Genomic DNA, 25,052 nt, shown 5'->3' with positions numbered 1-25,052 from the left:
TCCCGCGGAAAAATACCGTTCCAAAAAAACGCCCTGATATATTATCGGGGCGTTTTTATTCCCATTTGGATTTTGGCCCGCCGCGCGGTATAATTGTAGCCAGACAGAGGGGTCTATATGAGTAACGTGAGTACGGGCATACCCGGCCTCGATGCCGTCCTGAACGGCCTTCAGATAGGCGATAACGTCGTATGGCAGATAGACGCCATAGAGGAGTACCGTTCTTTTGTCGCGCCTTTTGTGAAGAGGGCAGTAAGGGACGATAAGAAGGTCGTATATATACGGTTTGCAGGCCACGAGCCTCTCGTGAAACCCGGGAAGAACGTCGTCATCCACAAGCTGGACCCATACAGCGGGTTCGAATCGTTCTCCACCGCCCTGAACAAGATAATCGAGCATAAGGGCGAAGGGATATATTACGTCTTCGACTGCCTTTCTTACCTCCTGAAGCCCTGGGCGACAGACCTCATGATAGGGAACTTCTTCAGGATCATCTGCCCGTACCTCTTCGCCTTGAATACCATAGCGTACTTTTCCATAATACGTAATAAACATTCGTTCAAGACCGTAGCGCGCATACGCGAGACGACGCAGCTCCTGATAGACGTATATGACCATGAGGGGAGCCGTTTCATACATCCGCTGAAGGTCTGGAACAGGTATTCGCCGACCATGTTCCTGCCTCACATCAGGAAAGGCGAGCGGTTCGTGCCTCTCACGAACAGCGTCGATGCTTCGAAGCTCTTCGCATATATGGGCCGTAAGGGCCAGAAGGACGCGAGCCGCAACCTCGACTACTGGGACCTGATATTCCTGGAGGCGGAAGAGCTCCTGAAGAAGAAGCCGTCTCCCCGCGAGAGGGAGGAGATGACCGAACGTCTCTGTAGTATCATGATCGCCCGCGACGAAAAGATGCGGGCGCTTGCGAAGAGATATCTCACGCTCGAGGACCTTATAGAGATAAACTCCCGCCTCATAGGGACCGGCTTCATAGGCGGCAAGGCGGTCGGCATGCTGCTGTCGCGCAAGATACTGCTCGATAGAGCTTCCCAGGGCTGGAAGGAGCGGCTTGAGCCGCACGATTCCTTTTACATAGGTTCGGACGTCTTCTACACGTACATAGTGCAGAACGGCTGGTGGAAATTGCGCATGGACCAGAAGACGGAGGAACTCTATTTCACCGTGGCCGCCGGCATGAAGGACCTCTTATTAAAAGGCGACTTCCCCGATGAGATAAAGGAACAGTTCAGGGAGATAATAGAGTATTTCGGCCAGTCCCCCATGATCGTCAGGTCGAGCAGCCTCCTGGAAGACAGTTTCGGCAATGCCTTTGCCGGCAAGTATGAGAGCATATTCTGCGCCAACCAGGGGAGCCCGGAAAAGCGTTACCAGGAGTTCATCCAGGCGGTGCGGAGGATATACGCGAGCACCATGAACGAGGACGCCCTCAACTACCGGCTCCAGCGGGGGCTTGACAAACAGGACGAGCAGATGGCCTTATTGGTCCAGCGCGTCTCGGGGTCGTACCGGAAGCATTTCTTCTTCCCGGACGTCTCCGGTGTCGGGATATCATATAATACATTCGTATGGAAGAGCGATATGGACCCGTCCGCCGGCGCCCTGCGGATCGTGGCGGGCCTTGGGACGAGGGCGGTCAACCGCGTCGAGGGGGATTATCCGAGGATAGTCGCCCTGGATGCGCCGCTCCTGAAGCCGCACGCCGACATGAAGGAGATCGGGCGTTTTTTCCAGCACTATGTCGACCTGATAAATATAAAGGAGAATGTATTACAGACGGTCCCCTTTGAGACGCTGGTCTCGGCCGGGGCGGATATGGCGATGGACCTCATAGCCGTGAGGGATTACGGCGACGCGGAGGCGTCCCGGAGGCAGGAAGATGAGGAGAGAGAGAAGTGGGTGATAACGTTCGATAAACTCCTGGGCGAAGGGCCTTTCGTAAAATATATGAAAGAGATGCTTGGGGTGCTGGAAGATGCCTACGATTATCCCGTAGATATAGAATTTACGGTCAACTTCAAAGGGAGCGGCATATTCCAGATAAACCTCCTGCAGTGCAGGCCCCACCAGACGAAGGGTATAGGCAGGAAGGTGGGGATGCCGAAAGGGGTCAGGAGGAATAAGATATTCTTCGAGTCGATAGGCCATTTTATGGGAGGAAATATATCACAGCCGATAAGGCGTATCATATATGTAGAGCCCGAAAGGTACAGTAAACTTTCGCTTTCGTCAAAATATGACATCGCCCGGCTCATAGGGGTCCTTAACCGTGAGATCAAAGAGAGGGACGACACCCCGGCCATATTGATCGGCCCGGGCCGATGGGGCACGACCACGCCCTCCATGGGGGTCCCGGTCTCGTTCTCGGAGATAGATAATATGGCGGTGCTGTGCGAACTCGCGTTCGCCACGGCAAACTGCATCCCGGAGCTCTCCTTCGGCACCCATTTTTTCCAGGACCTGGTGGAGTCGGATATATTCTATACGGCCATCTTTCCCGGGGAGAAGGGCACGGTCTTCAACAGGAAGCTCATATCCTCCATGCCCAACATATTGCCGGAGCTGGCCGGCGAGTACGCGAAGTATAAGGATGTCGTGCGTGTCGCTGATGCCGGACCCGGGAAGGCCCGCCTGGTGGCCGATATCGTTTCGCAGAAAGTCGTCTTCTTCTCCCCGTAAGCGCAAATGAGGCGTATCGCATATGCATAAAACGGATATAACCGTCATAGGGGCAGGCGCGGTAGGCCTTGCGGTAGCCGGGGAGTTGTCGAAGAGGCGCAAAAATATATTTGTCATCGAAAGGAACCCCTCATTCGGCCAGGAGACGAGCTCGAGGAACAGCGAGGTCATCCACGCCGGCATCTACTACCCGAAAGGTTCGCTGAAGGCGCGGTTGTGCGTCGAGGGCAGGGAGCTCCTTTACGATTTTTGCGGAAGGAACGGCATAAACCACAGGAAGACCGGGAAGCTCATAGTCGCCGCGGATGCCTCCGAGACGAAAGACGCGGAGGCGCTCCTCAGGAGGGGGCTGGAGAACGGCGTCTCCGACCTCAGGTATCTATCCAAAGACGAGGTCAGGCGCATGGAAGGGCACGTTGCGGCCGAAGGCGCCGTATATTCCCCGTCCACCGGCATATTCGACTCCCACGGCTTCATGAAACGGCTCACCCTGGATATCGCCTCCCGGGGCGGCACCATAGTTTATAATACGGAATTCATAAGGGCGGCGAGGAAGGCGGACGCCTTCGAGGTGACGGTTAATGACAAGAAGGAAGGAGAGTTCACTTTTCTTACCGGGTGCCTGATCAATGCCGCGGGCCTTGGTTCGGACAGGGTATCGGAGCTCGCCGGGGTACGCGACGAGAGCTACCGGCTGAAGTACTGCAAGGGCGACTATTTCCGTGTCCACGGCAATAAGGCCTCCATGATAAGACGTCTCGTCTATCCCGTCCCCGGGGAGAAGAAGGGGGGCCTGGGCGTACATGCTACGCCCGACCTCGGAGGAGGACTGCGTCTCGGCCCGGATGATGAGTATATAGATTCGATACGCTACGATATAGACGAGACGAAGAAGAAGATATTTTACGAGAGCGTCAGGCGTTTCCTGCCGTTCATATCGGCCGGTGACCTTTCGCCGGACACCTCCGGCATACGCCCCAAGCTGCAGGGCGAAGGGGAGCCGTTCCGCGATTTCATAATAAAGGACGAAGGGCCGCGCGGCGTCCCCGGGTTCATAAACCTCATAGGCATAGAATCTCCCGGCTTGACAGCATCCCTTTCTATAGCTAAAATGGTCGGCGACATGTTAAAGAGGTCCTATGAGATATAAGATCGTAGATTCGATCGCCCACGTGAAGCGCCAGGATTGGGATACCGTCTTCGGCTTCACGCCCGAAGGGTATGATTTTTACAAGACCCTCGAGGAATCGAACTTCCCGGAGTATTCCTTTCATTATATACTGCTGTATAACGCCTCGGGCATAGCGGCGATAGCGCCGTTATTCACCGCCGACTTCGGCCTCGACACGACTCTCGACGGAGCGGCCAGGAACGCCATCAGGTCGATGCGCAGGGTATTCCCGGGTTTCCTCATACAGAAGACGCTCTTCTGCGGATCGCCGTTCGGAGAGAAGGGCCTCGTCGGGATAAGGAAGGGCGTCTCATCCGAACGCCTTATGATAAGCCGCATCTCCAAGATAATACGGATATTCTGCAGGCGCAACAGGATACATTTCATAATATTCAAGGACTTTTCGAAAGACGACGCCTCGATGCTCGAGTCGCTCGGTAAGGGCGGCTTCTTCAGGGTGAAGAGTTTACCCTCGGTCATCACCGACGTGAAGTTCGGTTCGATGGATGAATATCTCGGGACCCTCAGCTACTCTACGAGGAAAGACCTCAGGCGCAAGGTGAAGAAGGCGCGCGCGAACGCTGATGTCGAGGTGAAGATAGCGGATGACGTAACGCATATAATAGACGACGTGTACAGGTTGTACCTGAAGACATATGAGGCGGGGGAGATAAAGTTCGAGAAGTTGACGAAGGAGTTTTTTATAAGCGTCTCTAAAAATCTCTCTCCGCACGCGAAGTATTTTCTATATTACGTGAACGGCAAGCTCGCCGCCTTCAACCTCTGTTTCGTGCACAAGGACCTCTTCATAGACAAGTTCATCGGGTTCGATTTCGACCTCTCCCGCAGGTACAACCTCTATTTCCTGAGCTGGTTCCACAATGTGGAGACATGCCTTAAGAACTCGATACCGTATTACCAGACGGGGCAGACCGATTATGATCCCAAGGTGAGGCTGGGGGGTAGGATAGTCCCGCTGCACGCCTATGTCAGGCACACGAATCCGGTATTCAATCTCTGCTTCAGGTCGCTCGCGCGCGTATTGAAGGCCTAGCTCAATCGCCGAAGCTTATGCCCATCGCCCTCGAAGCCCTTACGAGGGCGTTCCCCGGCTTGACGAGTTTCAATTTCGCGATGGCCCTCTGTATGGGGACGGCCGTCATCCTGCCTTTCTTGAAGGCCACCATCCGGCCGAACTTCTTCCTGACCGCCATGTAGATCGCCCCGGCACCGTAGGTCGTGGCGAGATTTCGGTCGAACGGGGTGGGGGTCCCGCCCCTCTGGACGTGGCCGAGTATCGTGGCGCGCGTCTCGATCCCGGTCGCCTTCTCGATCGCATCGGCAAGCGAGTTCGCGACGCCTCCCAGGCGTATCTTTTCAGGAGAGTTCTCTATGACCTTGCGCACGGTGAGCTTCCCGCCTTTCGGCTTTGCGCCCTCGGCAACGACGATTATGCTGAAGCGTTTCCCGTACCTGTGGCGCTCTTCCAGCTTCTGGCAGACCTTCTTTATGTCGTAGGGTATCTCGGGTATCAGTATCACGTCGCCGCCGCCCGCCACGCCCGAATAGAGGGCGATCCACCCCGCGTAACGGCCCATCACCTCCACTATCATCACCCTGTGGTGCGACTGGGCGGTCGAGTGGAGCTTATCGATCGCCTCCGTAGCCGTCACCACGGCCGACTCGAAACCGAACGTGAAGTCCGTCTCGGAGAGGTCGTTATCTATCGTCTTGGGCACCCCGATTATATTGAGACCGTCTTTAATGAGTTTAGACGCCACGCTGAGCGTGCCGTCACCGCCCACCACGATGAGCGCGTCAAGGTTGTGCCTCCTGTATGTGGCTATCGCATCCCGCGACATGTCTTTTATTACGGTCTTCTCTCCTTCCGCCACCGCGTACCTGTAAGGGTCGGCGACGTTAGAGGTCCCGAGTATCGTCCCCCCGAGGGTCAGTATGCCCGATACGTCCGGGCTCTTTAGCGCCATGAAGTTATCTTTGACAAGCCCGTCGTAGCCGTCCTTGAAACCGAGGACGTGTATGCCGTAGCTGTGTATGGCGATCTTCGTCACGGCCCGTATGACGACGTTAAGCCCCGGGCAGTCGCCCCCGGCAGTCAATATGCCTATCTTCTGGACCTTGCCCCTATTGGTCTCTCTTTTCATGAGCTCCTCCTTTATGGATATTTTCGTATATGGGGTTGACGATCTTCCGCAGGTTCTCCAGCTGAGAGGCAAAGACGGCGGCCACGGCTATCGAAAATATGCCTCCCATGGCAACGGCGTTCGCCGCGCCCCAGCGCGATGCGATCATGCCGGCCAGCAGGCTTCCTACCGGCGCCATCCCCAGGAATGCCATCGTGTATAAGCTCATCACCCGCCCGCGCTTATCGTCATCGACTATCGTCTGGATCACCGTGTTACAGGATGCCATCTGCACCATGAACCCGAACCCGATGATGCCGAGTATGACGAGCGATGCCGTAAGGTTGCGCGAGAAGGCAAAGGCGAAGAGCCCCGCGCCGAAAAGGAATGAAGAGAAAGGGATGAGCGGCCCGAGCCGCAGGACATGTTTGCGCGAAGCCAGATACACCGTACCTATCACCGCGCCTATGCCGACCGAGGCCATGAGAAATCCGAAAGTGCGCGGCCCGCCGCCGAGTATGTCCTTGGCGTATACCGGCATGAGCACCACATACGACATGCCGGTCAAACTCAATACGCTTATGAGGAAGAGGATGAACTTTATGGGGGCGAACCCGAAGGCGTAGTCGAAACCCTCTTTCAGGTCTTTCAGTATATGCTGTCTCTTCGCGGGGAGCTCGCGGCGCCTGATCTTCATGGCAAGGAGACAGAGTATCACCGCCAGGAAACTTATCCCGTTCAGGAAGAAACACCATGTCTCTCCGGTGAGCGAGATTATTATGCCCGCGATCGAAGGGCCGATCAGCCGGGCCAGATTGAACATCATGGAATTCAGGGCTATGGCGTTACCGAGCGTCTCTTTCTTTTCTACCATGTCGATTATGAACGCCTGGCGCGCCGGCGTATCCATGGCATTTATGCACCCGAGCGCCGTGCCGAGGGCTATTATATGCCAGACCCTTATGGCGCCCGTGAGCATGAGGCCGGTCATTATGAACGCCTGGACCATGGCCAGCGTCTGGGTCGTTATGATAAGGCGGTGCCGGTTCAGCCGGTCGCTGGCCACGCCCGCGAGCGGCCCGAGCAGGAATGTGGGTATCTGGCTCGCGAAGGCGACTATCCCCAGGATGAATGCCGAGTGGGTTAGGCGGTAGACGAGCCATCCCATCGCGATCTGTTGTACCCATGTGCCGACCAGGGAGATGCCCTGTCCTATGAAGAAGAGGCGGAAGTTCCTGTAACCGAGCGCCCGGAACGTGACCCCGAGCACGGACGCCCTCTTTTCAATATCTCTATCTTTCATCGTATTTATTATATCGTCAGAAATGATAAATCCCAAGCAAAATCGCCCGGGATCTATCCGCCTTCGCAGCTTTTGTCATTCAAAGGAGCTTTGCTTCGGCGGACTTCGTGTCAAATGCCGTATTATCTATGATTTATTTGACCAGGTCCTTGGAGAGGTCTGTCGATTTTTTGATGAATGCCACCCCGACGTCGCGCATGCCGTCGCTGCACTCTTCTATGCGCACGACCTTACCCAGCAGTTTGTTGTTTATGATGAGGGCGTTCTCTTCTATCTCCTGGCAGATCCTGCTCGTCCTGTGGTCCAGGTCGAGGATGAGGACGCTCGACATATCCGGCGCGTCTTTGGTGCTGAAGAGTATGCCGCAGGCGCTCAGATTTTTCGAGACGGCCTTCATTACGGAGGAAGCGATCGGCTGCAGGTCTTTACTCGAGGTGACGATACTGTAATGGATCGGCTTTTCGTATCTGTATCTGAGGAATTCTCTTCTGTTCTTTCCGGGGATCGGTTCCGCCATAAATGTCTCCTTTGTTCTAAAATACGTCTTAATGTCGTTTTTATACGCCTATAAAGTATACCATCGAAAATGGGAGATGGCAAGCAAAAAATGTAAATGTAATAAAAAGTTAACAGCCCTTTACCAGGTCATAATCCGTATTTCCAAGACCCTTATCGCGGGCATATTTGAGCATCGAGTCGTACAGTTTTGCGTCTCTGCTGAAGAAAGAGTCGCGCTCCTTCTCCAGCACGAGGTCTACGGCCGCCTTATCGACGGCTACGGGGTCGCTCGAGGCGAGGATCCCGATGTTCCCGGCCACCATCTTGTCGTCTTCCGTTGATATGCAGTCGCACTCCTCCGTTATGTCGAACGCGAACGTCACGAAGAAGGCCTTCTTGAATTTCGAGAGTATGAATGAGGCGACGTCGACCATCCTCCTGCAGAAGACGGCCGGCTCTATCGTCCAGTCTATCGATATCGCGTTGAATTTACAGGCGCACAGGCACTCCCCGCATCCTATGCACGTCTCTTTGTCGATATGCGCCTTTCCCTTGACGAACGATATCGCCTTCACGGGGCATATCGCTATGCACCGCCCGCATGCCGTGCACGCCTCCGCCCTGACGGAGGGCGTTATCGTATGGTGCTGGGCCAGTTTCGTGGGACGGCAGGCCATGCCCATGGCCACGTTCTTAATGGCGCCGGCATAACGCGACACGATATGTCCGGTGACGTGGGAAAGGACTACGAGGTTGTCGAGCATGCCGACGAAAGAAGGGATCTTTATCTTCGGCAGATCGGCTGAGCCGATCTCGTACTCTTTACCGTCCTGTCCGAATACGCCGTCGGCCACGATGAACGGCGCGCCCACCCTCGCGTAAGAGAACCCCTTATTTTTGGCCAGCGCCAGGTGGTCCACGGCGTTCTGGCGCTCGCCCCTGTATATGACGGAGGTGTCGAATAGGAACGGTTTGGCGCCGCCCGCCCTTATCCCCGACACGACGGTCCTGACAAGTTCCGGGTTGACGTTATATATGCAGGGCGCATCGCCTATGGTCAGCTTTACCGGTATGATCTCGCCCTTCTGATAGCGGGAGAAAGGGTCAGCCGTTTTGAGTTCCTTCTCCAGGTCGGATATCCTCGGCTCCAGTTTCGTTTCGGCCGCCCCGATGAAATATACTTTGCTCTTCATGGTCACCCGCCCCCGGTCATCTATTATGCCCCCTGGCTTATCTTCATCAGGGTGAAGATGCCCAGGATCGTCACGAGCACACCTATATACTTCTTCAGACGCTCGGAATCGACGTTCTTTACGGTCAGGGCGGCTACGGGGACCGCGCATGTAGCCCAGACGATGAGGAGCCCTATGAGCTTCCAGTCCATCGCCTTACCCATTATCAGATATATGATGAAACCGACGAGACACGTCACCGCCTCCGCGAATGCCGTTATCCCCACGGCATTCCTGGCGCATACACCGGAGAGCATCTGGCCTCCCATGACGAGCGGGCCGTATCCTCCGCCGGATATCCCTTTATTGAAGGAGGCGAGAAAACTGATACCCATGATCTTCCGCCAGGAGAAGCTCATCGGCCTGTCCGCGGTGGCCAGGATCAGTATGCCCATCGAGAGGACCAGCAGTCCTATATAGAGCGTCAGGAGCCATTTTGGGATCTTCACGGCTATCGCGACCGACAATATGACACCTACGGAGCTTATCAGGCCGAGGGTCAGGGCGATCCTGAAGTCCTTAGACCTTATATTGAGATCGACATTGGATAAGCTGTGATGGGATATGCAGGCCGCTATATCGGTGAAGAGCTGAGATATGAGTATGGCTGGGACCACCCTGATCGGATCGTAACCCATGATTATGAGTATCGGGGCGAGCGCCGTCCCGTAACCCATGCCGAGGCCGGAATCGAGATATTCGCTGATGAACGCAATTATACCTACCAGCATCAAGCGTCTCCTTAACGTCTATCCATTTTACTTTAAAGAGGACCCGTCCGCAATATAATTTCTGCCGTATAGTTCCGCGACTATACCACCGCGCCCTTCCAGGCGCCTGATCAGGGAAAATCCGTTCTTCAAAGCGTACTTTCTTAACGCGGCCTTCCCGTCGCTCGAAGGGGCTGAATAGAGTATGAGGTCAAAGCCGTCCTGCCCGGCCGATCTCACGGTCTTTACCGGTTTGTCCACATACCCCAGGTAAGGATTGGAAAGCTCTTCCGCCTGCGGCCAGGCGGTCAGGACGGCCGAACCGGGGAACCCTTCTTCTATAAATCGGGAGATCGCCTTCTGTACGTTGACTATGTCGAGGTACTTCATGGTGCATTCGCCCGTACCGGGGTCCTCAGCTTTATCCATAGACAGGGCCAGCATGATGACCATGGCGGCCCCGGCAATATCCCGGAGCGCCCGCGTCCTTACCAGTTCCGTGAACGACCACGCCCCCATTATAGATATGAAAGGGAGTACAGACATCAGGTACCTTGGCAGGAAGAATAGGAAAGAGAATGAGTATCCGGAGAATAATATGATGAGCGAGAAGAGGAGGAGCTCCTTCCTGCGCTCCGACCCGTCATGCAGGAAGAGGTTAAGGCATATGAGTATGGTGAAGACAAAACGGAGCTGGGAGAAGAATATCCATTCTGTTATCATGAAGAAGAGCTTTATGTTCCTCAGGCCGAAGACGAAGAATTTGAATTTATCCCACACTATGAAGAACGGTCTTCCTGCGGCGGCCTTCTGTATCACAAAGAAGATCGCGATGACCAGGAGCGGCACGCCGTATTTCAGTATCTCGGGCAGGATGGCTTTCGCCTTCTTCCTTTCCGCAAGGAGCATATATGCGAGGATCGCGATGACGATGGTTATCCCCGTCTCCTTTATGAGGACCATCGGGAGAGAGGCCGCGAGGTAATATCCGTATCTCTTCTTCAACATGAAGTATACGCTTGCCGCCCCGAGCGCCGCTACCGGCAGGTCCCCGAGGAACATGCCCGACTGGGCAAAGTAGACGGGGGAGAAGAATAGGAAGAGGGCCGCCAGGATCCCCGTACGCCGCCCGTAGAAATGTTCGCCGATGAGATACGTGAAGAGCATGCCGATGAATGAGAACGGCAATATGGAAAGATGGGTCAGCCATACCGATTCTCCGAATACCTTATATAGGGCGGCCGCGGTGAGGGAAAGGAGCGGCGGATGACCAAAGATTAGGCCCTTTGGGTAGAGCCCGGGCATGGAGCGGTAGAGGCCGTTCTCGCTGAACCAGTGGGCGGCGTTCACCCATCCGATCTCGTCCCAGTGGAAGGGCGTATTCAGGACGCCGAACTTGGCGGCGAAGACGAGGACGGCAAAGGATGCGAAGAGAATTTTATGGTAAAGTCCCAGGTCTTTCCTATATTCCATCGCGCCACACGACTTTTCCGTTGACCATCGTCAGCATGACTTTTGTCTTCCCGATATCGCGCGCGGGTATCTCGAAGAGGTTCTGTGACAGCACGATGATGTCGGCAAGCTTACCCGGCCCGATTGTGCCGGTACGGTCTTCGAGGAAAGCGGCATAGGCCGCCCTGCATGTATAGCCCGAGAGGGCCTGGTCGAGGGAGAGGCGCTGTGCGGGGAACCATCCGCCTTCCGGGTCCCCTTCAACGGTCTGCCGCGTTACGGCCGTCTGCATCGACTGGAACGCGTCGATCGTCACTATCGGCCAATCGCTGCCGAATACCGGCCTGCCTCCCGCAGAGGCCAGGTCGTACCACACAAACCCTTCCTGCAGGCGCCCCGGGCCGATATTCCGCCGCCACTGCTCCGAATCCGCGCCACCGGCAAAATGGAGCGGCTGCATGCTGGCGATCACGCCCTGTCCGCCGAACCTCGGCAGGTCGGCCGGATCGAGCACTTCGATATGTTCGATGCGGAACCGCCTGTCGCGCGGCCCGTTCTTCTTTTCAGCCGCTCCATAGGCATCGAGCGCCATCCGCACCGCGGCGTCGCCTATAGCATGCGTCATCACCTGGAGGCCGCGCCGGTCCAGCTCCGTGACGATCGCGTCGAATTCCTCTTTTGAGTAATTTGTGCCGCCCGATTGCGAGGGGTCGTCGGAATACGGCTTGAGCATTGCGGCTGTGTGCGTCTCTACCACGCCGTCGAGGAAGAATTTAATAAGGCCCGTCATCACCCAATCATCACGGAAGCGGCGCCTCGTCTCTTCGAATGCCGCCATCGTTTCCGGGGTAAGGCGGTGTCTGGCGCCGGCGATCTCTCCCATGGCCGCCTTTATGCGGAGCGTAAGCTCGCCGCGCCGGTGAAGCTCATCGTATAGTTCCATCTCGCGTATGTCACCGCTCGCGTTGACGACGGTCGTAACGCCGTGACGGTTGGCATACGCCATCCCGTTGCGGAGAGACGCGAGGTCGTCTTCTTTCGAAGGCTCGGGCATTACATTACGCATCAGCACCATGGCCGCCTCTTTCAGCACGCCCGTCGGTTCGCCGGTTTTGGGGTCCCGCACTATCCGGCCGGTGACGGTCCCGTTCTCCCGGGGGTCGGGCGTATCGCGCGTTATCTTCGCCATCTCGAGCGCCCGCGAGTTCACCCAGTAACTGTGCATGTCGCACGACTCCATCACCGCGGGCCGGTCCGGCACGGCCTCGTCGAGCAGCTCTCTTGCGGGCAGCCCGGAGGGGTAGGGGACGTCGTATGTCCATCCGGCGCCGCGGATCCAGCTCTCCTGCGGATGGCCGGCGGCATAGCCGCGTATGCGCTCTTTCATCTCACCCGGCGAGCGGACACCGTCGAGATGCGCCCATGAGAGGCCCCTGCTTCCCTGTAGAAAGTGTGTATGGCTGTCGATGATCCCGGGCATGGCCATGCGTCCGCCCAGGTCGATCACCCCGGTATGCGGGCCGCGGTATCTTTCGATCTGGCGGTCCGCGCCCATCGCCTGTATTACGCCGCCCCGGACCGCGAGTGCCTCGACCCAGGGTGTGCCCGGGTCGGATGTGTAGATGCGGCCGTGTAATAGTAGAAGGTCGGCGGGGGATCTATCCTCCGCGGGGACTGCCCCCGGCGTGAGAAGGGACAAGAAGATGACCGCCGCCGCGGCCGATGTCAAAACGCGTATCGATCTCATATATGGCGGTTAAAGAGGATGATGATCTCCAGGGCCTGGTTGACCCTTGAGGCGTCATTACATATATTGAGCCGTATAAGATCGAGCTCTTTTACGCTCTTATTATCGTCTGCCTTGAATGAGACGATGGCGAATGCCTTACGGCCGGCCTTCCTGATCTTTACCCATTTGACGCCCCCGAGGTCGTATCTTTTGTTGCTTTCGTTTATAAAATCCCTGATGGTCGCGGTCATTTCCTTGCCGGGGTTCGCGTCCACAAGGTCGAAGAAGCTCTCCCTGATGATGCTTAAAGGTTTGGTCAGGAGGAAGAGGGAAAAGAGTATGCAGAGGACCGGGTCCACATAGTCCTCGTATACCGCCAGGGTCGTCTTTGAAAGGAAGTGCGTCACCCCGAACGCCAGGAATATGATGCCGCTTATGATGCCCGACTGGACCCAGAATTCGCTGTCGACCATAAGGATCTGGGAATGCCACCTCTTCGCCACCATCCGCATATATTTGCCGAACCCGACGCATATGAAGAAACTGACGAGCGCATAGAGTATTACCGCGCGGCTGTTGTTGATGGGGTCGGGGTGGGCTATATCCTGCAGGCTTGACATGATGCTCGCTATGCATATGGAGACGATCAATACGCCTTCCACCGCGGTCATGAAAGGCTCGAATTTAGCGTAACCGAAGTGATACTTCTCGTTAGGCGGTTCGTATATCTTCTTCGCGACGAATATGGCGAATATGTAGAGTATGACGTCCACGACGCCGTATACGCCGTCAAGCATCAGGGTCTGTGAATCGCTCAGCAGCGCTACCGCGACGCTTAAAAATGTGAACCCTACGGTGAGCCAGAGCGATACGCTCAGGACGGATATCTCTCTCCTGGCATTGACATTGGCCATCTTACCCTCCGTTATACTGTATCGCCATTTTACATCAAAAAACGGCCGCTGTCCTCTAGTATTTGATCGAGCCGGGAAGTTATCCACAGAGTAGCCGACGTTGAAACGGCGGCTACGACTTGCGGGTATTTTGTGGATGGTGAGGAGACTATAAGGTTTTTGTATACGGAGGAGGCGGAGAAAATGATTAGTGAATTAAACCTTGCAACTGCAATTCTTATCCCGTAAGATTTCTATTTGTTTTTTACGAGAATCTACAAATATATATTGTTTTCTGATGCCGGTTGCAAGCCCACGATTAAGATTGCTATAATGATTATATCCTCTACGATTCATTTCACTGGTAAGCATCTTGTGCCTTGCATATAGAGCTGCCAATTTGCCTTTCCATCTTAATGTTTCCGGATGCCGAGAATACCCCTTTTTATTCCTTGTCAAAACAGACCATATTGCATGTAATTCTCGGTGTTCTCCCAATAGATGATTACGACATAATTTTTTTGGAGCGATATCCCATATTCTCATATTTTTATAATACTCCAAAACAAAACCCTACGCAAGTATTTTACTTACATAGGGTTATGTTCCATCGGACCATAAGCGGCGGCCAAATTCCTTCGGAATTTGTCTCGCCATGGTCCGATGTAATTAAAATGCCCACTGTTTACACAATGGGCATTTTAATTTATGGCTCCCCGAGACGTTCTCTATTCAAACTGCTTTTACGGATGAATTTGAGTTCGATATCCTGAGGACTGCTCACGGTCAGAAGCGTCTGGTCCTGAGACCTACGTATCACGTCCCAAATGACCTTCCAGACGTTATTAGGGACCGTATCCCGGCTACTTACCTGAAGAGGTTGTTTCCTTTGCCGTATCTGTAACGGTAGGGGCTTTTGAGGGGTCTTGAGCATCAGGTACGGGTTGCGCCGATTTCCTTATCGCCCTGAGCTTGTCTGAAAAGAGTATCTCGTGCAGATTATACGCCGGAACAACAGCGGCTATCCCCAGATTTTCATACGCAATTGGGATTGTGTTGGTTTGCACCACGCTTATGGGGTTACCTTTATTGAAACTACCCTTCATCACACCGGCAAGAAATAGTTTAGGCGTACCCACCCTTATAACGCCGGGGTCTCGTATCGCTCCGAGATAAAAGAAGACCGGTGCCCCGCTATTCCCGCCAAACGACTGTGTTTCCACTAAGTACAGGTCGACCAACTCTCCTTCCCACTCAATCTTTTCGTCTGTGAGCATTGCGACACGCCCGAAACGCACAATCGGATAATTCTTCTTTGCACCTACGTGACCAGTAAAGAGTCCCGTGAAGAACACTTCATCACCCTCTTTGATATGGTTCTTTTCAAATAGTTCTTTTGTAGTCAGCATTTCTTCTGGAAGCATTTTGAAATCGAATATTTTCTGGTCTGGGAGGGCCGGGATGACCGCAATGTCAACGGTTGGGTCTTGATGTAAGAATACGGTCGTGTTCTCCTTCACCGGTATCTGGATAAATTCAGAGCCACTATCCTTCTTATTCAGACGAATATATACTGAATCGTAATACTGTTTACTACTGTCCTGTAATACGTGCTTTGCTGTGACAAGATAGACAAAAGATTTTGCCGTATCTTGTTCGCTTTTGACACCTACGAAAAATCCAGTGCCATTAGGGACGAGTTGGCCGTTAGGGGCCTTAATAAATATGAAAGTGACGATGTCTTTAACTTGAGATGGAATGGTTGTAGCCATAGCAAGTCCTCCAGTTACCAGCAGTGTTATTATAAGCCCATACAATATCAAATTCTTCATCTTAGTCACGAACAATCGTTTGGGAAAGGGAATAAGTCTTACCGGTCGGCTCTACATAGCGTCTCTGCCTATTCTTCTCGATATTGGTCTCAGCAAATGAGGTGGTAATGGTGCAGGATTTGATGAACTTGTTCTTAGCCATTATCCCCATAACCTTTCCCAGCCATTCCTGCATACTCTGTCTCATCGTTAAAGATAGCTTAGCCTTGTATCTGATGAGATTGATAGTACCTTCGGCTAATATCTCGACTATTTTATCGAAGCGCTCCTTAGGCGAATAATCCAGCATCATCTTCCTCGTGCTCCTCTTTTACAGTATTGGTCTTCCTGATAACGTCATCAACGGCCAGAGCATAGCGATTAAATATTCTCCGTCTCTGCTCGGCATCCGTAACCTCTTCCTTGATTATCTCGGCTGCGTTGGCGAAGAAGGCCCGGAACTGTTCAATCTTCTTTTCAAAGTTCAAATCGTCCTTCAGAATTTCAGCGAACGCATCCCCAGAGCACAAACCGAACGAGCTATATATATCGAGGAGCTGTTGAGTTTCTGCTCGAAGCTGTGCAACGATATTACGCTGCGAATCCATAAAGACACGAACAGAGCGAGAGCTCTCTCTAATCTCATCCCGATTTCGGATTCTGGCCTGCGGATTCTGCCTTATCCTTTGAGCTGCCTTTGCCACCGGTATCTTCTCAAGGGTTATACAGTCTGCGAAATAGTAATACTGGTCAAAGAGCATCTCTATTCGCCTATTGACCTGAGCTATTAGCTCAACCAAGAACTTAATAGCTACCCGATTTGAACGAACATCGTCCTTGATTTCCCCAACGATTCGCTTGCGATACGATGAGATATCATTGAAGACCTGCGACTTCGATACACCGACTATCCGGGCCACTTCTCTGATAGGCTTACGCTCAGCAAAGTAATATCCAAGCTCCTTCTGAATCCGCTTGGCCCTTAATTCAAGAAAGCTATCGATATGGCATCCATACTCACGTTCCGATATGGGGAACTCGACATCAACTTCGATGGGGCCAAACTCAACATCAATGGCAATCCCGCTCTCATCACGTCTCCATACCGGGCCATTATTGTCCACTTTGTCCACCTCGGATTGATTCGAACGCCGCTTTATACCGCAATTTTGGCTTATTTCCAAGCTTGCGGATGAATCACAACGCCGCTATTTCTATATAAAGCGTCGTTACGATACGAGCAGCTCCGCAGCCTGCTGTATCTGTTCCCGGCTGACGTGTGTATATATCTGGGTCGTAGATATATCAGCGTGGCCGAGAAATTCCTGCACGACCCGTAGGTTCCCGGTCTTATTCAGTAGTTCTGTACCGACCGTATGCCTGAGGGCGTGTGGCGTAAAATGCCCTTCAATACCAGCCTTCTTTATCCATTTGGTAAGGTCTCTTTGAACGGCTCGCTTGCTAATGCGCTTACCGAGCCGACTGGTGAAGAGAGGGTCGTCAGAAAGCGGTAACCCATAATTCCTTCTCCTCCAATCCAAGAAGGCCTGTATATGCTCTCTCGTAGCCTTGTTCAATGGTATCTCACGAGATTTAGAACCTTTGCCAACAACCTCGAGAACAGTTCTGCCTTGTACATCTCCTACATTAAGCCCGACGACCTCGCCCAAACGCAAACCTGTGTTCAGCATCAGGCTATACATCATATATTGCCTGATAGCATCCCTACGAACTTTCAAGGTCTTGAGTAACAGCTGCTTCTGTTCGGTTATAAGATACCGAATCCCTTGCCGTTTCACGATGGCCTCACATTCACAAATACACGCTCAGCGATTTCAATCTTCTCTAACGCCTCGATATTTTCTTTGATTGCTTTCAGAGTACCCATCGATTTACCATCCCAAGAATGACAAAGTGATTTTAACTCCGTATTTATCTTATCCTTCTCTGTTTTACCCTGCGAAATCAATATATCATCCTTCTTTAACTTTATTTTGAAAGAAGAACCGGGATGGTCAGCTGCTCTCAAATATTCTGCTACTGAGATGGGTTTTGCGCTGAACTCCTGACGCCAGAACTCCGTTTCATCAAATGCTTCAGATATCTCTGTCTTCAACTTCTCCTTGATTTCCCGAAGCGTGAAGCCATCCTTTTGCTCGTTCAATACCCGCAGGAATAAGCTTGCTACTGACTGTGGATAATATGTAATCAAGCCACGACCTCGACTTGTCTTAATGGGTGATGGGAGTAACTTAACGGTATCTCTCATATACTCAAACATCTTCTTGCTGACCTTTCCACCGGCCTGCTGAAGCAGCTCCTTTACTGTATGGAATTTGACCTGATGATAGGATGTCATAGTTATTTAGTAATTACTAATAGTATACATTGATATATTGTTCAGGTCAAGACAAAACTAACGGTAGGTAGCCGGATTGTTTTATGCAGGATGCGTATATCCGCAAGACTGACACGTTGCATTATTCTTCATCATATCCGCCGAGTTCTTAATTAGATGTGCCTTCTTTGTTCTTGAGGAATAGGCATCTTCAATCCATCCTCGTAGTTCCGTTGCAGAGCTTGGGGCGACCCAGAAACGAGCATAGCAGTTAATGTGCCCATCTGTCCAGTTAGCTGCGAATCGCTCAGGAAGATGGGCTGTGTTGCCACGGGATGGTAATATGATGCCCAATAGGCCATTAGGTAATCCATTCTTCTCTTGACGTAAGCTCGCCTTGATTTCCCAGTCAACATATCTGCGACTATGTGTGCACGTTCCGAGCAACACAATGGTTACGCTGGCATCCTGAATATACTTCGCTCTTATCTGTGACATTACATATTCCGGATTGTCGCTCTTTATTATATCATCGGTGAACCTCAATCCTAATCCCTTAGGAGTAAACACTGACTCAGCCTCAGTCCATCTCTTAATAAACGTCTTAACTTCCGCATCGTCACCGTGGTGATATGAGATAAAGACGTTCCTTTTGGTAGGCAGAAGACCGGAGCCCAATATTGTACTGTATGGATTGCTCTGATACCCTGCTGCTAACCCAAGAAAACCGCTCAGAAGCTTTTTCCTGTTCTCTGCTTCTTGCTTTTCCCGAGATTCTCTTATCAGGCGTTCCAAAGGGGTTTCAAATGGAAAGTTCATATTTCCTCCTATTTACCCATAACAATTCTATCTAATGCGTCTTTATATTTAATGAGATTCTTGTTAACGTTCTGCATATCTTCAACTAAAGATTTGTAATCGGGGAACTTTTTCTGTATTTGTTGCGGCGATAGACCGGCGTTACTTCCAGCCTTTGACTCATTCTCATACCATCGACGAAACTTCGCCTGCCATTTGGTTAAGTGGGGTCGTATACCCACATTCAATACTTCGATGGCGATATTGACAAGGTTACGAGTGCTTTCACTCTTGCGTATCTTCGAAGCCGGTATGTCTTTTATCAGCTCACGGGTCACGCCGAAGAACTTGTACCAAGAATCATATACCTCAACAATAACATCGTGCTCTATATCAATGAGTAGGCCAATCTTTCTTGTGCTTAGTTCGACTAATAACTTATAGGCGATTTGCAAGTCCTCATAGTTGGGCTTTATTTTTACCTTTGCAGAGCCAATTCCCAACTCTGCTTCATCAATCTCATAGTCCTTATGCAAGATGCCCTGCCTAATTCTTATAAAGACCAAAATGCCTATGAGAACCGTTATGACCACCCACGGATTCAATGTCCATTGGATATTGAAATCCTTATCAACGAATATTCGTATCAGTTCCATATTAACCTCTCATTCGGACTGTTGGCTTTGATTCTTTCGAGACCCTAAGCTTCTCAAGTAACGCACCCACCGGTTCGTCAGCCGGGTCCTGAGGAACCAGCTCACCACGGAACGCCTTAGCGAGGATGGATTGCGTGAGCTTATCAACCTGTGACTTTGCTTTGTTATATCGAACCTCGAGTTGGTCAGCCAGTGCAAACAATGCCTCTACTCTATGAACGATTTCTTCCTGCTCATCAATAGAAGGCAAACTTATGGGATGAGAACGAACAATTTCCTGACTAATATTTGGTTGAGCGCCTCCTTGCCCACGTTCAATAAAACGTTGCCGTTCGGAAAAAAGATAATAGAAAAGGTATTTTGGCTTAATGATGTGTTCGTTAGAAATAACATTTGCACAGGCTTGATTTGTAGCTGCCGGAAATGTCATTATACCAAGCTTGCCTATTGTTGCGCCATACAAAGCCATTGAAATCGTTCCGGTTGGCATCAGTTTAGCGGAAGAGCTTTGCAAACCAAGCTCTGTTATCTGCTCGTCAGTTCTTATTATTGGACCATCTAACAAATCGCCGCTTTTCACCCACGGAACCCCTTGTCCAAAATATTCTGTATTCCGTCGAGATGGTGTTCCACCCGAACACCACTTACCAATTTCTCCTAATACTGTCTCAGTCCATCCTTCAGGCAAGTCATTATTATTGTCTGAATCTACGCACTGACTATCCTTCTCTTGATAATGTTTTCGCCAATCAGTAGTCAGTCGCCCGGAGCAGGCGGCGGCAAGGACGGATTGACGAAAGCGCTTGAGGATGATAGGGATTTTCTCGAGTCGCTTTTGCGAGGCAGATACCTTGTCTAATAGCTTTTCAAACTTAGCAAGAATACGCCTTTGTTCATTGATAGGAGCAAGACGAACTGGAATATTATTCATTGACCCTTGAGTTAATTTAAGCCGGGTTGTTCCATTCACATAATCGTGGAAATCAAACCAATCAAGGAAATATTTTAGATATATATTTGACGTAATGTTAGATATCGCACGTAAAACGTGAGCGTGATTATTAACCCAACTTTTGCCATTGATTATATATGCAATAGGCTTTGTCTTATCGAAGAAAGGAGCCCCATCTTCGCCAATAAGCAGTAATTCTTCATCAAATAGATAATCATCAATCCATCCGACCTGTCCTGTTGCTCCGTAGTAAGGAACCTTGCCTTGTCGTTTAGTTCTCTCATCTGAATTAACAGGAACTCGCTGACTATCGAGCACGTCTACACAATTATGTAATTCTACTTCGGACCAGCCTTGTGGAAAATCGATACTCATTTTTCTATGCCTTCTTCTTTTTCAATCAGCTCGACGATTTCACGCAGGTCATCAACTACTGCCTCGAGCTCTGTTATTGCTTCGCTTGCCAAATCCTGAGGCTCAGGAAGCTCAGCGCTATCCTCAAGCGAGTCATCTTTGAGCCAAGTGATATCGAGCTTATACCCACGGTCCTTAATTTCCTTGATGGAGAAACTGCGGAAGCGACCTTCTTCACCTAAGTCCTTACGTTTGCTCTGACCGTCCGGGTTTGCGCCATAGCAAGCCTCAAACTCCTCGAAGTGCTTCGGAGATAGAGGCCGGTCTTTCTTAGTGATTCCGGGAACGTTTGAGCGAGCATCGAATATCCAGACATCCTGTGTCTTAAGACCCTTCTGAAAGAAGATGACGTTCGCTTTAACACCCTGACTATATGGAGTAAATGTCCCTCGAGGGAGTCGTAAAATCGTATGTAGATTGCAGTCCTGCATCAGGATTTCCATTACCTCGCCAGCTTTATCTTCAAAGAGACAGTTATCCGGCAAGACCATTGCGGCCCGGCCACCGGGTTTAAGAATATTCATTACGTGCTGAACAAAGTTGAGCTGTTTATTACTTGTTTCGATAGTAAAGTCATCTCGAGTCGGAGCCTGATTTGCCCCTTTGGTCCCGAATGGCGGGTTAGTAAGGACACAACTATATCTATCACTCTTTAGAGGCTCATAAATTGCGTCTCCGAGATATATAGCGCCGTGTATGCCGTGAAGATATAGGTTCATAAGGCAAAGGCGCCGGGGCCTTGCCACAAGCTCTGTCCCTGAATAGGTCTTAGTCAATATCCGCCTTGCATCATCACGGTCGAATTTGCCTTTCGTCTGAGCGTATAACCATTCGTATGCACTTACTAAGAAGCCTCCGGTTCCTGCTGCCGGGTCGTGTATCGTGAAATCTTTAACTTTTATCGGGTCCGGTTTCATACATCGAACGATAGACTGAATCAAAATACGAGGAGTAAAGTATTGACCGGCGCCTTTCTTGCCTTCCGATGCCGATTTCTCGAGCAAGCCCTCATAAGCCGCTGCCTTCACATCGACATTAAGCGCTGTCCATTCCGTCTCATCTATTAGATTGATAAGAAACTTCAAATTCACCGGATTACTAAATCGGGAGACCGCTCCCCCATATATATCGCCTAAGACACCCTTCTGTTTACCGAGGCCTCTTAATGTATCGGCGTAAAAGTCTGTCAGGTCAGTTCCGGATTTCTCTTTCAAGACCTTCCACGCATAATCCTTTGGGATGTCGGCGCCTTTCTCCTCGGCCATCTTTAGAAAAAGGAGATAGGTCAGCTGCTCGATGTAATCGCCGTAATCAACTCCATCGTGCCTGAGGGTATTACAGAATCCCCATAGCTTTTGGACAATATCACTCATAATAACACCGCCTCATTAAGTTCATTGATAAGTTTGTCTAAGTCGCCGTCAAATATCCTATTCAAACGATTGTAGGATGCGCCACCTCGGGTAAAGATTGGTAGGGTATCAAAATCATCACTCTCAACCAAGAGATTCGCTATCATATGCTGCCTGATTAACTCGAGCCACTTCTCTTGTTCTTGGGTAAATCGTCGATGGTTCTTAACAACTTCAAAGGCTCTATTGACACGTGTCTCAGCCGTAAACAACTCTTCTCCGGATGCTGCGTGCTTTATGATAGAGACGATATCAGCAAGCTCCTGATGATAGGCCCTGCGCAGATTACGCTCATTAAACTTATCTCGCAAAGATATCGGAGAAGTCTCAAGCTGAAGGCGAAGCTCTTTCAGTTCTTTTGTGCGAAAATCCTTTGGCCTATTGAGAAGAATCTCTAAGGCCTGAATATGGTCTGGATTTTCACGGACAAAGCGCTCGAACTGCTGGATATAATCGTCCGGCTTAAGTTCACTTCCATCGCTGGCTCTGAACAGGACCTTAGACGATACCGTGTCTTCGGCGCCAACAGCTTCGATAAATATCCGCTGGGGCCGCTCGTAATTATCACAGAGGTCAAAGAAGGTTTCGCTCTGGAGAATCTTCATAGTCCCAGACCAGTTCTGACTAAGGCGCTGATGTAAAGTCGTAGCGAACTCCGCTATATCACAACTCAAAATATGATTGAATTGATTTCTGCTTTCCTGAGTAATGTTCTTAGATATCCTGAGCAAGCGCTTAGAAAGGACTTTGATGTTATATTCTCTGTCCTGATTATTTGCAATGCGTTTAACGATATCACGAATCGTCACGGTCGGCTGAAGAGGGGCATCTGCTGTGATACTCGTTGTCTGTTTGAAATAATCAAGCAGTGTTCCTCCAAAACAATCAAAGACCGTGAAATGTGTCTTACCGATTTCTGGACAAAGGCGAGTGCCACGGCCCATCATCTGCTCAAAGAGTATTCTTGATTTCACAGAGCGGAGGAAGACGATATTTTCAATCTTGGGAACGTCGACGCCCGTTGAAAGCATATCGACCGTAACCACGATTCCGGGATTCTGGCGATTCCTGAATTCCCGTATCTTCTGTAAGGGCCGGTCTACCGTAGGGCTACCCGTTATCTTCTGGACAAAAGCATCTCCTCGGCCAAACTCGTCCCGTAGCATATCAACGAGAATATCGCAATGGGAGGTATGAGCCAAATCATTATCTGCGAATATCAATGTCTTGGGAAAACGCCCAAACTCTTGCTCCTGCTTGAGCAGATAGGTCTTGAGCTCCTTGATTATCTTGCGATTCCTGTCCGGCGCCGTCCATTCCGACTCATTAGTTTCAGGCGCCAACAGACGCTCATCCTCCAGAGAGTCAAAGACAAGTTGACCGGTCTCGGTGTTACGAATCCCGACTTCTTCGCCTTCCTTCAGGAACGTTCCGTTGACTGTAATATTAGAATCAATGCCTATCGCATCGTAGTCTACGAGGAAACCTTCTCTTACGGCTCGCTCATACTCATAACGGTAAACTATCTCCTTAAAGAAAGCTGTTGTATGAACTGCCGGGGTTGCCGTAAGGCCAATGCGGACAGCGTCGAAATGGTTCAATACTTCCCGCCACTTACTATCTTCTTGAGCCGTATATCCACGATGACACTCATCAGCTATAACAACATCGAATGCGTGAATTGGTATATTCAGCCGCTCGGCATCCTCTTCTTCGCTCATATAAACATCTTCCTGCGTCTGTCTTCCAAATAGATTGATACGCATACGCTGGATAGTGCATACATACACAAAGGCATTACGGCTCTGAGGATTGGTAAGATATTCTGTAGGAAGGACCTTCGGGTCAAATCGTTCGCCTTCTTCAAAATCTTCTCGCCTAAAGCGTTGGCTGTAAACCTCATATATTTTGTCGAACTTTAAGCCGGGTTCCGGCTCAAAGCTTGCCAGCTCAGTCACCGCCTGAGCAGCCAGAGCTTTTCGGTCGACAAGGAATAATATTCGCTTAGCGTACCCGGATTTCATAATACGGTAAATCAGGTTCACGATTGTAAATGTCTTACCGCAGCCCGTCGCCATTGCTATAAGCATATTGCGCTTGTGGTTAATCGTGGCTTGCTCTATCCTCTGTATGGCCTCTCGCTGATAGAGACGCAGCCTGTCATTGTTAATAGGATTCTCTATAAGCCAACGCTTTGCGGATTCCGTATCTTTATTCAACATCTCTTCGATAGCATTTGGAGTATGAATACTGGCGACTTCACGTGAACGATTAAGGGGATGCCTGAGGTCCTGAAACCAGAATACCTTTCCGTTAGTGGAGTAGATGAAAGGCAATTTATATTCGCCGAGATTGAACTTGGTATTCTGGATAGTTCTTGCGTATCGCTGGGCCTGTTGCAGGACATTCTGCGGGCCGACGGCAACCTTCTTGCCTTCGACAGCAGCTATCGCACGTGCCTTGTTGAACAGCACATAATCAGCCGGGCCGGAGGTCGTAGGATACTCCTCGACTGAGCCCTGAGAATATGTTTTGCCTTCTTGAAAAGGAATGATTGGCGCCCAACCGCTCGCAGATAATTCTTTATCTATGAGTTGCTTGCGGGTTCTGGCTTCGCTCCAATCTGGCATAGGAATCGGCATTATTTATCCCTCTGGAGATATTTCATTACGTCCTTCTTATCAAATCGGCGCTCGTTACGCTTGCCTATGCGATAGCACTTGAGTAGGCCCGTGTCGGTCCATCTCCTGACGGTTGTCGTCGTAACCTTCAGGAATTGGGCCACGTCGTTAATCGTCATAAGTGGTTCGTGCATAACCATATAACATCCTCCTGTAAAGTT

Annotated in this window: 23 protein-coding genes; 3 read left to right on the top strand and 20 right to left on the bottom strand. The window is 51.1% G+C overall.

Features of this window, described 5'->3' with window-relative positions:
- The first annotated feature begins 117 nt into the window (after positions 1-117).
- The 3 genes from WC515_06385 to WC515_06375 are packed head-to-tail and all read left to right on the top strand — an operon-like array spanning position 118 to position 4,922.
- Positions 118-2,697, top strand: a complete 2,580-nt coding sequence (locus tag WC515_06385; protein MFA5146979.1) for a PEP/pyruvate-binding domain-containing protein — start codon at positions 118-120, stop codon at positions 2,695-2,697.
- 22 nt (positions 2,698-2,719) lie between these two features.
- On the top strand, positions 2,720-3,847 hold the full coding sequence (locus WC515_06380) for an NAD(P)/FAD-dependent oxidoreductase (protein ID MFA5146978.1): 1,128 nt from the start codon (positions 2,720-2,722) through the stop codon (positions 3,845-3,847).
- Positions 3,837-4,922 carry a GNAT family N-acetyltransferase gene (locus WC515_06375; protein ID MFA5146977.1) on the top strand — a complete coding sequence of 362 codons (1,086 nt, stop codon included), beginning with the start codon at positions 3,837-3,839 and terminating at the stop codon, positions 4,920-4,922. Before WC515_06380 ends, WC515_06375 begins: the two co-directional genes overlap by 11 nt.
- Before the next feature lies 1 nt (position 4,923).
- Here WC515_06375 and WC515_06370 read toward each other — a convergent pair whose 3' ends face one another.
- The 20 genes from WC515_06370 to WC515_06275 form a co-directional block, all read right to left on the bottom strand.
- Entirely contained in the window at positions 4,924-6,033 is a 1,110-nt protein-coding gene (locus WC515_06370) for an ATP-dependent 6-phosphofructokinase (GenBank protein MFA5146976.1), read from the bottom strand.
- A complete protein-coding gene (locus tag WC515_06365) occupies positions 6,014-7,315 on the bottom strand; it encodes an MFS transporter (protein MFA5146975.1) in 1,302 nt (433 codons plus the stop codon). The genes WC515_06370 and WC515_06365 overlap by 20 nt, the downstream gene beginning before the upstream one ends.
- A gap of 133 nt (positions 7,316-7,448) precedes the next feature.
- On the bottom strand, positions 7,449-7,832 hold the full coding sequence (locus WC515_06360; protein ID MFA5146974.1) for a hypothetical protein: 384 nt from the start codon (positions 7,830-7,832) through the stop codon (positions 7,449-7,451).
- 109 nt (positions 7,833-7,941) lie between these two features.
- Positions 7,942-9,006, bottom strand: a complete 1,065-nt coding sequence (locus tag WC515_06355) for a DUF362 domain-containing protein (protein ID MFA5146973.1) — start codon at positions 9,004-9,006, stop codon at positions 7,942-7,944.
- 23 nt (positions 9,007-9,029) lie between these two features.
- Positions 9,030-9,776, bottom strand: coding sequence for a sulfite exporter TauE/SafE family protein (locus tag WC515_06350; protein ID MFA5146972.1), 747 nt, complete (start codon positions 9,774-9,776; stop codon positions 9,030-9,032).
- 27 nt (positions 9,777-9,803) lie between these two features.
- Entirely contained in the window at positions 9,804-11,228 is a 1,425-nt protein-coding gene (locus tag WC515_06345; GenBank protein ID MFA5146971.1) for a glycosyltransferase family 39 protein, read from the bottom strand.
- Entirely contained in the window at positions 11,218-12,954 is a 1,737-nt protein-coding gene (locus WC515_06340; GenBank protein ID MFA5146970.1) for an amidohydrolase family protein, read from the bottom strand. The genes WC515_06345 and WC515_06340 overlap by 11 nt, the downstream gene beginning before the upstream one ends.
- The gene (locus WC515_06335) at positions 12,951-13,850 is read right to left on the bottom strand and encodes a cation diffusion facilitator family transporter (GenBank protein MFA5146969.1); all 900 of its coding nucleotides are present in this window, start codon (positions 13,848-13,850) and stop codon (positions 12,951-12,953) included. Before WC515_06335 ends, WC515_06340 begins: the two co-directional genes overlap by 4 nt.
- A gap of 195 nt (positions 13,851-14,045) precedes the next feature.
- On the bottom strand, positions 14,046-14,375 hold the full coding sequence (locus WC515_06330) for a pyrimidine dimer DNA glycosylase/endonuclease V (GenBank protein ID MFA5146968.1): 330 nt from the start codon (positions 14,373-14,375) through the stop codon (positions 14,046-14,048).
- A 317-nt stretch (positions 14,376-14,692) separates the two neighbouring features.
- On the bottom strand, positions 14,693-15,661 hold the full coding sequence (locus tag WC515_06325) for a trypsin-like peptidase domain-containing protein (protein MFA5146967.1): 969 nt from the start codon (positions 15,659-15,661) through the stop codon (positions 14,693-14,695).
- Between the two features lies 1 nt (position 15,662).
- A complete protein-coding gene (locus tag WC515_06320; protein ID MFA5146966.1) occupies positions 15,663-15,953 on the bottom strand; it encodes a hypothetical protein in 291 nt (96 codons plus the stop codon).
- Positions 15,931-16,773, bottom strand: coding sequence for a hypothetical protein (locus WC515_06315; GenBank protein ID MFA5146965.1), 843 nt, complete (start codon positions 16,771-16,773; stop codon positions 15,931-15,933). Before WC515_06315 ends, WC515_06320 begins: the two co-directional genes overlap by 23 nt.
- A 96-nt stretch (positions 16,774-16,869) precedes the next feature.
- Positions 16,870-17,439, bottom strand: a complete 570-nt coding sequence (locus WC515_06310; protein ID MFA5146964.1) for a tyrosine-type recombinase/integrase — start codon at positions 17,437-17,439, stop codon at positions 16,870-16,872.
- A complete protein-coding gene (locus tag WC515_06305) occupies positions 17,436-17,756 on the bottom strand; it encodes a hypothetical protein (protein MFA5146963.1) in 321 nt (106 codons plus the stop codon). The genes WC515_06310 and WC515_06305 overlap by 4 nt, the downstream gene beginning before the upstream one ends.
- Positions 17,757-18,080: 324 nt before the next feature.
- Positions 18,081-18,797 carry a TIR domain-containing protein gene (locus WC515_06300; protein MFA5146962.1) on the bottom strand — a complete coding sequence of 239 codons (717 nt, stop codon included), beginning with the start codon at positions 18,795-18,797 and terminating at the stop codon, positions 18,081-18,083.
- Positions 18,798-18,805: 8 nt separating this feature from the next.
- On the bottom strand, positions 18,806-19,432 hold the full coding sequence (locus WC515_06295; GenBank protein MFA5146961.1) for a hypothetical protein: 627 nt from the start codon (positions 19,430-19,432) through the stop codon (positions 18,806-18,808).
- Between the two features lies 1 nt (position 19,433).
- Complete coding sequence (locus WC515_06290; GenBank protein ID MFA5146960.1) at positions 19,434-20,759, bottom strand: restriction endonuclease subunit S; 1,326 nt, start codon at positions 20,757-20,759, stop codon at positions 19,434-19,436.
- A complete protein-coding gene (locus WC515_06285) occupies positions 20,756-22,171 on the bottom strand; it encodes a class I SAM-dependent DNA methyltransferase (protein MFA5146959.1) in 1,416 nt (471 codons plus the stop codon). The genes WC515_06290 and WC515_06285 overlap by 4 nt, the downstream gene beginning before the upstream one ends.
- On the bottom strand, positions 22,168-24,852 hold the full coding sequence (locus tag WC515_06280) for a DEAD/DEAH box helicase family protein (GenBank protein ID MFA5146958.1): 2,685 nt from the start codon (positions 24,850-24,852) through the stop codon (positions 22,168-22,170). The genes WC515_06285 and WC515_06280 overlap by 4 nt, the downstream gene beginning before the upstream one ends.
- On the bottom strand, positions 24,852-25,025 hold the full coding sequence (locus WC515_06275; GenBank protein MFA5146957.1) for a helix-turn-helix domain-containing protein: 174 nt from the start codon (positions 25,023-25,025) through the stop codon (positions 24,852-24,854). The genes WC515_06280 and WC515_06275 overlap by 1 nt, the downstream gene beginning before the upstream one ends.
- Positions 25,026-25,052: the final 27 nt, after the last annotated feature.

The organism is Candidatus Omnitrophota bacterium, from assembly GCA_041650805.1.
In the GTDB taxonomy this organism is placed as follows: domain Bacteria; phylum Omnitrophota; class Gorgyraeia; order 2-01-FULL-45-10; family 2-01-FULL-45-10; genus JBAZKM01.
Note: the sequence above shows the minus strand (reverse complement) of the source record. Positions and strands in the feature narration are given on the sequence as shown.